The 12001-nt window shown below is 41.1% G+C and carries 9 protein-coding genes; 3 read left to right on the top strand and 6 right to left on the bottom strand.

The genetic code is table 11. The annotated features are described in order from the left end of the window. The first annotated feature begins 87 nt into the window (after positions 1 to 87). Positions 88 to 984, top strand: coding sequence for a GGDEF domain-containing protein (locus PARC_RS05510; RefSeq protein ID WP_010553733.1), 897 nt, complete (start codon positions 88 to 90; stop codon positions 982 to 984). 30 nt (positions 985 to 1014) lie between these two features. Here the strand turns inward: PARC_RS05510 and PARC_RS05505 are convergent, their stop codons facing one another. The 6 genes from PARC_RS05505 to lpxB all read right to left on the bottom strand — a co-directional run bounded on the left by PARC_RS05505 (position 1015) and on the right by lpxB (position 8973). Further along, positions 1015 to 1368: a hypothetical protein gene (locus tag PARC_RS05505; RefSeq protein ID WP_010553734.1), complete on the bottom strand. Its 354-nt coding sequence runs from the start codon at positions 1366 to 1368 to the stop codon at positions 1015 to 1017. Then, positions 1369 to 2673, bottom strand: a complete 1305-nt coding sequence (gene tilS, locus PARC_RS05500) for a tRNA lysidine(34) synthetase TilS (protein ID WP_010553735.1) — start codon at positions 2671 to 2673, stop codon at positions 1369 to 1371. Between the two features lie 83 nt (positions 2674 to 2756). Continuing rightward, positions 2757 to 3713, bottom strand: a complete 957-nt coding sequence (accA, locus tag PARC_RS05495) for an acetyl-CoA carboxylase carboxyl transferase subunit alpha (RefSeq protein WP_007581016.1) — start codon at positions 3711 to 3713, stop codon at positions 2757 to 2759. A 16-nt stretch (positions 3714 to 3729) separates the two neighbouring features. After that, positions 3730 to 7221, bottom strand: coding sequence for a DNA polymerase III subunit alpha (gene dnaE, locus PARC_RS05490; RefSeq protein ID WP_010553736.1), 3492 nt, complete (start codon positions 7219 to 7221; stop codon positions 3730 to 3732). A gap of 2 nt (positions 7222 to 7223) precedes the next feature. Continuing rightward, positions 7224 to 7826, bottom strand: a complete 603-nt coding sequence (rnhB, locus tag PARC_RS05485; protein WP_010553737.1) for a ribonuclease HII — start codon at positions 7824 to 7826, stop codon at positions 7224 to 7226. Continuing rightward, the gene (lpxB, locus tag PARC_RS05480) at positions 7816 to 8973 is read right to left on the bottom strand and encodes a lipid-A-disaccharide synthase (protein ID WP_010553738.1); all 1158 of its coding nucleotides are present in this window, start codon (positions 8971 to 8973) and stop codon (positions 7816 to 7818) included. The genes rnhB and lpxB overlap by 11 nt, the downstream gene beginning before the upstream one ends. A 301-nt stretch (positions 8974 to 9274) precedes the next feature. Here lpxB and PARC_RS05475 point away from each other — a divergent pair, with 301 nt between their 5' ends. Both PARC_RS05475 and cydB read left to right on the top strand, forming a co-directional pair. Beyond that, positions 9275 to 10858, top strand: coding sequence for a cytochrome ubiquinol oxidase subunit I (locus PARC_RS05475; protein ID WP_010553739.1), 1584 nt, complete (start codon positions 9275 to 9277; stop codon positions 10856 to 10858). After that, positions 10855 to 11994, top strand: a complete 1140-nt coding sequence (gene cydB / locus PARC_RS05470; protein WP_010553740.1) for a cytochrome d ubiquinol oxidase subunit II — start codon at positions 10855 to 10857, stop codon at positions 11992 to 11994. Before PARC_RS05475 ends, cydB begins: the two co-directional genes overlap by 4 nt. Positions 11995 to 12001 lie beyond the last annotated feature (7 nt).

The following is a 12001-nucleotide window of genomic DNA, read 5'->3' as shown; positions in this document are numbered from 1 at the left end:
AGCAACCTTCTGTTTTTCAGCCAGTTTTAAAATATGGCACAAAAATCGCTTAGGTATTGCAAAGTAATACCCACGGGGGAGAATTTAATGGAAAACGTCCATATTTTGACGCAGCATGTGTCTGGTCGCGGTGATTTTTTGCCGTTTTCAGCTGAACATTCGCCAACAAATGAAATAACAGAAACACATAAACTCGTCGCAGAGCTACAAACAAGCTTAGTGATCGAGGATGTTCTGGCTATTTATGCTAAATTTGCAAAACAATTGCTCAATTTTTCTGGATTGCAGTTTCAATCAACTTTAGGTACAGCTCAAACTTCAGATAGCAATACAGGTAATACTCCATATACCTTTGATCTATCTATTGATAAAGATCATTTAGGCCAGCTAATTTACTTTAGTAAATTCCCGCTTGGTCAAGCAATTGAGAAAAAACTACATACTTTACATACTGCGCTGGTTTATCCACTTCGTAATGCGATGATGTATAGCCGTGTACTAAAACTTGCCACAAAAGATGCATTAACAGGCTTAAACAACCGTAGTCAATTTAACGACTTTTTACTGCAAAAGCTTGAAAACTGTCGTCGTTATCAACGCCCATTTAGTTTAATGCTGCTTGATTTAGATAACTTTAAACAAGTTAACGACAACTTTGGTCATAAAATTGGTGACGATACACTTAAAGAATTCTCAAAAGTACTGTGTAGCAGCATACGCGGTACCGACTCTGTATTTAGATTTGGTGGTGATGAGTTTGCTCTACTTATTGAAGACCCAGAGTTTACAACTAACAAGGTCGTCGCTGAGCGCATAATGTGCTTAGTAAGAAAATCGCCCCTAATGTCTAAATACAGAGTAACAACCAGCGTTGGTTTTACTTTAGCTAACAGCCAAGACAGCGAAACTGAAATATTTGCTCGCGCCGATAAAGGCTTATACAAAGCAAAAGCATCTGGTAGAAACTGCGCAAAAGCCTACTAACATTTGTTCACACTAATTGAATAAAAAAGCCTAGCTTCCCCCGCTAGGCTTTGCACTTACCAATTTATAAATAAACAAAGCAGCACAAAAACCAAAAAAGAATCCGCTAATTAAATTAAGTAATGCGGTAATAGTAGCAAGCGGTGTAAATAATACTAAAAGCAGTGGCAGGCTCACGCCTAAAATAAAAAACAATCCACCTTTACCTAACCAATAAGCTAATAAAAGCACTGCAGATACAATTCCACCCGCAACTGCATAACCTAGCGTAACTATATTTAGCTCAAGTAAAATATTAGCAATAATAGCTATAACGGCCGTTATTAGCATACCCACTGGCGCTTTAGTAACTAACGACAAACCAACATGCGGCTGTTTACTCATTTATTTACACTCCCAAAAAATACCATTTTCATCAATATGCTTAGCACTTATAAAATAACCAACCACTTGAACTAATTCATCATTATAAAAAATAAGCGGCACACTGGCGCGAAGCCAGGGCGCTATTTTTGCATCTTTAAACCAATGCTTAACTGTATTACTACCAGGCTTTTTAAGTGGTTTAATGCGTGCGCTATTGCAATTAAAGCGAACAATTACTTGCTCATTAGCGTGTGGAGGTCTTACTCCGCAACCGGTGTTTTTGATTAATAAGCGCCCGTCTGCCAGTTTTAGCTGTGAATGATTCAGCTCAATATCTGTTAATACTTCACTTGGTGTTACAAAATACAAATAACCTTGATGACGACGTATTTGCCCATCGAGCAAATCAATACGCATTTGTGCATCGTTTTTTGCGCACATTGCTTGATTAATAATTTGCTCGAGCTGCTTTTGCGATGGCATCACTTGTGTAAATAGTGCAAGCCACGCACGTACTATATTTGCAATGCGCGCTGCGCTGTATTCGCTTATCTGGCCAATGCAAAGTGCTTGATGCTCGTTAATACACTTATTTAAATCAAGCTGAGTATATTCATCAAGTAATGCTTGCTGCTGTTGTAGTAGCTCAATACTTCGTGCAGTGCATTGTTCAAACCCATTAAAGCGATCAGCTAACACAGGTACTATTTTTGAGCGTAAAAAGTTACGATCAAAACTTTCATCTGTATTAGAGTCATCGGTTATGTGGCTAACACTAAACTGCGTTGCAAACGCTTCTATATCGCTGCGAGCTACATTTAACAATGGTCTAAAACATATACGCCCACTTTGCAGCAAACGCGCTTGGTGCATGGCGCCAAGCCCTTTTAAACCCGAGCCACGCTTTAAGCGCAGTAAAAACGTTTCTACTTGGTCGTTTAAGTGTTGGCCCAGTAAAATAATGCTGCCTTGTGGGCTTAGTTCATCAAGTGCTTTATAACGGACGTCGCGTGCTTGGGCTTCAAGACTTGCGCGCGACTGCTGCTCAATTACAACTTTCGCAGCTTCAAAAGGCACATTAAGCTCAATGCATACGTTTTTGCAAAAGTGTTGCCAGTCATCAGCATGCTGGCTCAAGCCATGGTGGACATAAATAGCCGATACATTAATTGCAGGGTTATCTACTTTTAAAGTGCGCATTAAATGCAACAACACCACAGAATCAACGCCACCAGAAAGCGCCACTGTAAAAGCGGTGTTACCTTGCTCAATATAGCTATTTAATGATTTTTTTAATTGCTGATAAATTGCTGATGTATGCATATGGGCGCACTTTTATATAAAAACTCTGAACATTTTAAAGCAAAAAAGCCGCATAAGCGGCTTTTTTTTAACATTTAATGTGTTTAGCAATAACCAAACGACATTAAACGTTTGTAACGTTGATCAAGCATTTCTTCAAGCGTAAGCGCTTGTAGGTCTGCTAAGTCACGTTTAAGGCGAACTTTTAAGTTACGTGCCATAGCATCGTAATTGCGGTGCGCGCCACCTAGAGGTTCATCAATTAAGTTACTGATTAAATCTAGTTCTTTAACTCGCTCTGCGGTTACACCCATTGCTTCTGCTGCAAGTGGTGCTTTGTCGGCGCTTTTCCAAAGAATAGACGCACAACCTTCAGGCGAAATTACAGAGTAAGTGCTGTATTGCAACATGTTAACTCTGTCGCCAACACCAATCGCTAATGCACCACCTGAACCGCCTTCACCAATAACCGTACATATTGTCGGCACTTTAAGTGTCGCCATTACTTTTAAGTTACGCGCGATTGCTTCAGATTGACCACGTTCTTCAGCGCCAACACCTGGGTATGCACCCGGCGTGTCGATAAAGGTCATGATTGGCATTTTAAAACGCTCAGCCATTTCCATTAAGCGTAATGCTTTACGGTAACCTTCTGGCTTTGGCATACCAAAGTTGCGTTTAATTTTTTCAGCAGTGTCACGGCCTTTTTGTTGGCCAATAACCATTACTGGTTCGCCATCTAAACGCGCAACGCCTCCTAAAATAGCCGGATCGTTAGCAAAAGTACGATCGCCAGCAAACTCGTCAAATTCCGTGAAAATGCGCTCGATATAATCTCGAGTGTAAGGACGCAACGGATGACGTGCTAACTGTGATACTTGCCAAGCGCCTAAATTAGAAAAAATCTCCTGTTTTTGTTTGGCACTTTTTTCTTTTAATTTGCTGACTTCCTCTTCTAACTCAAGGTCTAATTCGCCAGCGCGGCTTATATTTTGTAATTCTTCAATTTTTGCTTCTAATTCTGCAATTGGAAGCTCAAAATCAAGATAATTGAGGCTCATGCTCTAAACTACCTAATCAGTTAAATTCTAGTTCTACATCTTGCGCAGCCATTAGTGATAACTTATGAATTAAATCGTCACTTGGCGTAACACACCATTCGATCCCAAGAGTTAATTGTGCCAACGCATCTGGACGTTGGTAATAAACCTTGATCGGACACGTTCCCATTTTATAGGGTTCGAGTACTTTTTGTAATTTATCGAAGAAACCTGCCTCGACTTGCACCATGTTCAGCGTCATTTTAATCGCTTTAATACGCTTTTCACGCGCTTGAGCAATGGTGTTTATTTCTCTGGCGGTCATTGTAATACCACCGGAGAAGTTATCAAAGCTGACCTGTCCAGATATTACCAAGATATTGTTAACTTGGAGCATATCTTGGTACTTTTCAAACTCGTCTGAATACAAGCGTACATCAATCCGTGCACTCTTGTCATCTAAAGTTACTAAGGCCCAACGATTTCCTTTTTTATTAATTAATACCCTAGAAGCAATCACCAAACCTGCGGCTGTTGCAAATACATCGCGGTTCGTTGGCTGTAAATCAACTATTTTCCCGCTGGTATAATGCCTAAGCTCACGGCGGTACTGATTTATCGGATGCCCAGTTAAATAAAGGCCTAGGGTTTCTTTTTCACCATCTAACCATTCGTTATCAGTTAGGCCTGTGGCTTTAATAAAGGCTTGTTCAACTTCGTCAGGCTCAGTGGCTAATAAACCAAACAAATCACTTTGCCCTAATAGCTCAGCTTTGTTGTGTTGGTCGGCTGCCCGCATTGCACTTTTTAAACTAGCTAGTAATGTAGCACGGCCAGCTTGGGTTTTTTCTGGCCCTAAATTATCGAGTGCACCTGAATAAATTAATTTTTCGGTCACGCGTTTATTTAAGCGTTTTAAATCAACTCGAGCACAAAAATCAAATAAATCTTTAAATGGGCCCCCTTTTGCACGCGCTTCTAATATTGCATCAACCGGTGCTTCACCCACGCCTTTTATCGCGCCAATGCCGTAAACAATCTCGCCTTGCAAGTTTACTGTAAACTTAAACTCACCTGCATTCACATCTGGCGGCAATAAGGTGAGCTTCATGTTTTCACATTCATCCACCAAAATAACGATTTTGTCGGTGTTATCCATATCAGCCGACATTACCGCAGCCATAAACTCTGCAGGATGATGCGTTTTCATCCACAGCGTTTGATACGAAACAAGTGCATACGCCGCCGAGTGAGATTTATTAAAACCGTAACCTGCGAACTTTTCTACCAAGTCGAAGATTTTTATTGCGAGTTCGCCGTCAATGCCGTTATTTCTTGCGCCATCTTCAAACGTTGAACGCTGCTTTGCCATTTCTTCGGGTTTTTTCTTACCCATTGCACGACGCAGCATGTCGGCGCCACCTAGCGTGTAACCTGCTAGTACTTGCGCAATTTGCATTACTTGTTCTTGATACAAGATAATGCCGTACGTTGGATCAAGTATTGGTTTTAAGCTTTCGTGCTGATACTGCGCATCTGGGTATGAGATTTCTTCGCGGCCCAGTTTTCGGTCGATAAAGTTATCTACCATGCCAGATTGCAGCGGACCTGGTCGGAACAAGGCCACGAGTGCAATCATATCTTCAAAGCAGTCGGGCTTAAGTCGGCGTACTAAGTCTTTCATACCGCGCGACTCTAGCTGGAATACAGCAGTCGTTTCAGCGCGAAGTAGCAACTCAATACTTTTTTTATCATCAAGTGGGATGGTATTTATATCAACGAGGTCTTTACCTTGGCGCTCCATGCGCACATTGGTCATTTCGACCGCCCACTGCAATATAGTCAGTGTACGTAAACCCAAGAAATCGAACTTAACTAAGCCTGCAGTTTCTACGTCGTTTTTATCAAATTGCGTTACCGGAAACTTACCTTCGTCATCGCAATAAAGCGCGGCAAAGTCGGTAATAGTGGTTGGCGATATTACTACGCCACCCGCATGTTTACCGGCGTTACGTGTACACCCTTCTAGGATGCGACACATGTCGATTAAATCTTTTACTTCGTTATCGCCATCGTAGGCTTCTTGCAAGCGCGGTTCTATATCAAACGCTTTAGCAAGTGTCATCCCAGGATCGCCTGGAATCATTTTAGAAATACGATCAACAAACCCGTAAGGGTGCCCAAGCACTCGCCCTACATCGCGTATTACCGCTTTTGCAGCCATGGTGCCAAAGGTAATAATTTGCGATACCGCATTACGCCCATACAAAGCCGACACGTGATCAATTACTTCGTCTCGTCTGTCCATACAAAAATCGACGTCGAAATCGGGCATTGATACACGTTCAGGATTCAAAAATCGTTCAAAAAGCAAATCGAACTCAAGCGGATCCAAGTCAGTAATTTTAAGTGCGTAAGCAACCAATGAACCAGCACCTGAACCACGGCCAGGTCCAACAGGAATATTGTTATCTTTACTCCACTGAATAAACTCCATTACGATTAAGAAGTAACCTGGGAATCCCATTTGGTTAATTACGCCAAGCTCTATATCAAGTCGCTCATCGTATTCTACACGTTTTACTTTTCGCTCTTCTTCGTCGGGGAATAAAAACTGTAATCGCTCTTCAAGGCCATCTTCTGACACTTTAACTAAAAACTCATCAATCTTAAGTGAGCCAGTTGGGTAATCAGGTAAAAAGTAAGTCCCTAGCTGAACCGTTACATTACAACGTTTAGCTATTTCTACTGTGTTTTGTAGCGCTTCTGGAATGTCGCTAAACAGCTCAGCCATTTGCTCTGATGTTTTTAGGTATTGTTCTTCAGAGAATCGTTTAGGCCTGCGTTTATCGTCAAGCGTGTAGCCGTCAAAAATAGCAACGCGAATTTCGTGCGCTTCAAAGTTTTCAGGCTTTAAAAACACTACTTCGTTGGTCGCTACAACAGGTAACTGCTCTTTGGTAGCAAGCTCTACCGCCATGTGTAAGTAGTCTTCTTCAAGCGGTCGGTTAGTGCGCACAAGTTCAAGGTAGTAGTTATCGCTAAAATGCTGCTTGTAAAAGCTAACTACCGATTCAATAACACTTGGATTATTTTTTAATAACGCTTTACCTAAGTCACCATCTTTAGCGCCCGAGAGAATAATTAAGCCCGTTTTATGCTCCACCAGCCATTCTCGGTCAATCACTGGGCGATGAAACACATGCCCACGTTGATACGCTTTAGATATTAATAAGGTAATATTTTTATAGCCGTCGTTGTCTTTGGCTAATATGGTTAAGCGGCTTGGCTCATCAGGAAATTCTGGGCTACGAACCCAAAAGTCAGCACCCACAATAGGCTTAATACCGGCGTTATGTGTTGCGCCGTAAAAACGCACTAAGCCACAAAAGTTCATTTGATCGGTAATCGCAATAGCGGGCATTTGCAGCTCTTGCGCTTTAGCAACTATTGGCTTTGTTTTAGCAAGGCCGTCAACCATCGAAAAATCTGAATGAACTCTTAAATGAACAAAATCAGGAGCAGCCATGCTTAACCCTCACCATTGGCTTGCGCCAATACACGCTGCACAGGTTTAAAGCTTTTACGATGCTCATCAATCGCGCCGTACTGCTCAAGCGCTGCAAAATGTGCTTTTGTTGGATACCCTTTGTGCCCTGCAAAGCCATATTCAGGGTGGCGTTTATCAAGCTCAATCATTTCATCATCGCGTGCTACTTTAGCTAAAATAGACGCCGCTGAAATTTCTGCCACTAAGCTATCGCCTTTAACAATAGCTTGCGCTGGCATAGTGAGTTTTGGCAAACGATTACCATCTATAAATACAAATTCAGGTTGCGTACTTAATGCCTCTACTGCACGGGTCATGGCAAGCATAGTCGCGTGCAGAATATTTAACTCATCAATTTCTGTTGGATTGCAGCGCCCATAGGCATAACACAATGCTTTTTCTTTTATTTCAATCGCAAGCGCTTGGCGTTTTTTATCTGTTAATTTTTTAGAATCCGCTAAGCCAGCTATTGGTTTAGTGGGATCTAAAATGACGGCGGCAGTAACTACATCACCAACAAGCGGGCCGCGCCCTACTTCATCTACACCGGCAATTAAGGATACATTAGGTCTATCAATTTGCATTTATTAACTCCGCCACAGCGTTGGCTGCTTGTTCGCTGGCATTTAATCTAATTTTTTCGTGAATAGCTAAAAAGCGTGCTTTTAGCTCAATGTTATCTGTATTAAGCATAGGAGTAAGCGCATTGGTTAAATTAGCCACATTACACTCACTTTGTAAAAACTCAGGCACTAACTCTTCGTCGGCTAATAAATTAGGCAACGAAAAATACTTAATATTAAACGTAAATAAGGTTTTAAAAATCCAATAGCTCAACGGCTTTATTTTATAACCGACTACCATTGGCTTTTTATAAAGCATACCTTCAAGTGTTGCAGTGCCCGACGCTAATAAAATAGCATCAGCAGCTTGCATCGCTAATTTTGATTGTCCATCAAGCAGGCTAACCTTAAGGTTTGGCGCGGTAGCGTTTAATATATCAGTAAACTGCGCTTTGCGTTTTTCGTTAACCAATGGCACCACAACTTTAAGATTGGGGTTTTTAGCTTGCAGCTCTGCGGCTGTTTTAATGTAAGTTTCACTTAGTAAACCAACTTCTGAGCCTCGGCTACCAGGAAGTAACGCCAGTACTTTGTCATCAAGGCTTAAGCCGAGTTCTGCACGTGCTTTAGTATCATCGTGCTCAAGCGCTATATCGTCTGCCAAGGTATGACCTACAAATGTACATGGCACTTGGTGTTTATCGTAAAACTCTTTTTCAAATGGCAGTAACGCAAGCACTAAGTTAGTGGCTGCACTTATTGTATGTATACGCTTTTCGCGCCACGCCCAAACAGATGGACTTACATACTGTACTGTTTTAATGCCCGCATCTTTAAGTGGCTTTTCAACGCGTAAGTTAAAATCGGGTGCATCAATACCAATAAATACATCAGGTGGGTTATCTACAAAATGCTGCACGAGTTGTTTACGTATTTTAAGCAAACGCGGCAAACGCCCTAGCACCTCAACAAGCCCCATTACCGAAAGCTCATCCATGTCGTAAAGTGTTTTACAGCCCTGCGCTTGCATTTTAGGTCCTGCTATTCCTTCAAAAATAGCGTCCGGAAAATGTTTTTTAAGGGCTTTAATTAAACCTTCACCTAAAATATCGCCCGACAGTTCACCTGCCACAATACCAATACGTAGTTGTTTTTTATCTTTATTCATTTGATTTTATTTCACAAGTAAACCAGGCGTTCATGCTTGTTAGTTTACCGTGTTTTACTGTTTGGTTAAACGCTTTAAATAACTGGTTTTTTATCACGTAAGTTAAGGCTTTATGTTGTTTGTTTTTAATACTGATGTAGCATAGGAAATATATATTAAGTTTTACTAATATGTATGTTGACAAAAATTGCACAAAAGTAAATACTATTACAAACTTTCAGTAATTACTGAAAGTTCATTAAGCCTTAACTTTGCCAATTAAATGTTGCCCTGTTAATCCGTCACTCTCAAGGAGCCAATAATGATAGATGAAACCTTTGTGGATCTATCGCGATTACAGTTTGCTGTTACCGCTCTCTTTCATTTCTTATTCGTACCGTTAACGATAGGTATGACCTGGATTTTAGTTATTATGGAATCGGTTTATGTTATGACCGGTCGCGAAATTTATCGTGATATGACTAAGTTTTGGGGAAAATTGTTTGGTATTAACTTTGCAATTGGTGTGGCGACAGGCCTTACCATGGAATTTGAGTTTGGTACTAACTGGTCTTATTATTCCCATTACGTAGGTGATGTTTTTGGGGCTCCCCTGGCAATTGAAGGTTTAATGGCATTCTTTTTAGAATCGACCTTTGTAGGTATGTTCTTTTTAGGTTGGGACAGACTCTCTAAACGCCAACATTTAGGTGCAACCTTTTTAATGGCCATTGGTACTAACATGTCAGCCCTGTGGATTTTAATTGCCAACGGTTGGATGCAAAACCCAGTAGGTGCTGAATTTAACTATCAAACCATGCGCATGGAAATGACCAGCTTTGCAGAGCTTGTGTTTAACCCTGTAGCACAAGTTAAGTTTATTCATACCGTATCGGCAGGTTATGTAGCTGCATCTATGTTTGTACTGGGCATAAGTAGTTGGTACATATTAAAAGGTCGTGATTTAGCGTTTGCTAAACGTTCTTTTTCGGTCGCATCGGGCTTTGGTTTAGCATCAATTTTATGTGTAATTTTACTTGGTGACGAATCAGGCTACGAAGTAGGTGAAGTTCAAAAAGTAAAACTTGCCACGATTGAAGCTGAATGGCACACAGAAGAAGCTCCGGCTGCGTTTACCGCATTTGGTTTTCCTGATTCAGAAGAGCAAGTAACACATGCTGCGGTTAAAATACCTTACGCACTTGGGTTAATTGCTACGCGTTCACTTGATGAGCAAGTAACGGGTATTAACGACCTAGAAAAACAACACGAAGTACGTATTCGCAACGGTATGATTGCTTATGAATACCTTACAAAACTCAGAAACGGTGAAGATACGCCAGAAAATGTTGCTAAGTTTAATACCCTAAAAGATGATTTAGGTTATGGCTTGCTACTTAAGCGCTACACACCTGATGTTGTAGATGCTACCGAAGAGCACATTCAAAAAGCCGTTAAAGACTCTTTCCCTAAAGTAGGCCCTATGTTTTGGTCATTTAGGATTATGGTTGCCTGTGGTGTAGCCATGTTGGGTGTATTTATATTGGCATTTTACTACAACGCACATCGCGTTATTGAGCAAAAACGCTGGTTGTTATGGGCTGCCGTATTGAGCATTCCACTACCGTGGATAGCTATTGAATTTGGCTGGATAGTTGCTGAGTATGGACGTCAACCTTGGGCTATATCTGAAATACTGCCGACCTTTTTAGCCACGTCGTCACTAACAGTAAACGATATTTTAATTAGCTTAACTGGATTTATTGTTTTCTATACTGGTTTAGCCATTGTTGAAGGTTGGTTGATGATCCGCTTTGTTAAGCAAGGACCAAGCTCGCTACATACTGGTAAATATCATTTTGAATTGCCAAATAAAACTGATCAAACTGAAGGAGAGCAATCATGATTTTTGATTATGAAACATTAAAAATGCTTTGGTGGTTGATCATTGGTGTGCTGCTTATTGGCTTTGCTATTACCGATGGCATGGATATGGGCGTTGCTATGTTGCTTCGCCTCGTTGGTAAAACAGATTCAGAGCGCCGCACAGTAATAAACACAATTGGCCCGCATTGGGATGGTAACCAAGTATGGTTTATAACTGCAGGCGGCGCGTTATTTGCGGCGTGGCCTATGGTTTATGCAGCTGCATTTTCGGGCTTTTACTTTGCCATGATGCTAGTACTCTTTGCTTTGTTTTTTAGACCACTTGGGTTTGATTACCGCAGTAAAGTAGACTCAAAACGCTGGCGCAATAACTGGGATTGGGGCTTGCTTGCAGGCAGCGCGATTCCAGCATTAGTTTTTGGTGTTGCTTTTGGTAACTTATTTTTAGGCGTACCATTTAATATTGATAACTTAATGCGTGTTAGCTACCAAGGTTCATTTTTTGGTTTACTTAACCCGTTTGGTTTGCTTGCTGGTTTAGTGAGTATCACTATGCTAATTGCTCATGCTGGTATGTGGTTACAGCTTCGTACAGCTGATGCAGTAGCAGATCGCTCAGGGCAATATGGTCGTTATTCACTGATTGTGTTTATTATACTGTTTGCAGGCGCTGGTTTTTGGGTTGCTAATTTAACGGGTTACCAAATTGTATCTATGCCTGATACACAAAGCCATGCAGATCCATTAGCTAAAGTAGTAACAACAGCCCAAGGCGCGTGGCTTAGCAATTACAGTGAACGCCCATGGACTATGACCTTTCCTATTTTAGCGTTTGTAATGGCACTAAGTGCGCTATTGTTTTCTAAATTGAACAAACCAGCACTTGGACTTATTTCAACAAGCTTAATGTTAATTGGCGTGATTATGACGGCCGGTGTTTCACTGTTCCCATTTATTATGCCATCAAGCAACAATCCAAATATTAGCTTAACAATTTGGGATGCGGTATCGAGTCATAAAACGCTCAATGTAATGTTTGTTGCAGTGTGTATTTTTGTCCCACTTATTTTAACTTACACCACCTGGTGTTATGTAAAAATGTGGCGCAGAGTAACGGTTGAAGAAATTGAAAACAACACTCACGGTAGCTACTAAGGAGACT

The sequence above is a fragment of the Pseudoalteromonas arctica A 37-1-2 genome (assembly GCF_000238395.3).
GTDB classification, from domain to species: Bacteria; Pseudomonadota; Gammaproteobacteria; order Enterobacterales; family Alteromonadaceae; genus Pseudoalteromonas; species Pseudoalteromonas arctica.
Note: the sequence above shows the minus strand (reverse complement) of the source record. Positions and strands in the feature narration are given on the sequence as shown.

What these genes read in the sequence shown, in the direction of transcription:
- PARC_RS05510 (WP_010553733.1), top strand. Translation starts at nt 88, where the DNA reads ATGGAAAACGTCCATATTTTGACGCAGCATGTGTCTGGTCGCGGTGAT.
- PARC_RS05505 (WP_010553734.1), bottom strand. Translation starts at nt 1,368, where the DNA reads ATGAGTAAACAGCCGCATGTTGGTTTGTCGTTAGTTACTAAAGCGCCA.
- tilS (WP_010553735.1), bottom strand. Translation starts at nt 2,673, where the DNA reads ATGCATACATCAGCAATTTATCAGCAATTAAAAAAATCATTAAATAGC.
- accA (WP_007581016.1), bottom strand. Translation starts at nt 3,713, where the DNA reads ATGAGCCTCAATTATCTTGATTTTGAGCTTCCAATTGCAGAATTAGAA.
- dnaE (WP_010553736.1), bottom strand. Translation starts at nt 7,221, where the DNA reads ATGGCTGCTCCTGATTTTGTTCATTTAAGAGTTCATTCAGATTTTTCG.
- rnhB (WP_010553737.1), bottom strand. Translation starts at nt 7,826, where the DNA reads ATGCAAATTGATAGACCTAATGTATCCTTAATTGCCGGTGTAGATGAA.
- lpxB (WP_010553738.1), bottom strand. Translation starts at nt 8,973, where the DNA reads ATGAATAAAGATAAAAAACAACTACGTATTGGTATTGTGGCAGGTGAA.
- PARC_RS05475 (WP_010553739.1), top strand. Translation starts at nt 9,275, where the DNA reads ATGATAGATGAAACCTTTGTGGATCTATCGCGATTACAGTTTGCTGTT.
- cydB (WP_010553740.1), top strand. Translation starts at nt 10,855, where the DNA reads ATGATTTTTGATTATGAAACATTAAAAATGCTTTGGTGGTTGATCATT.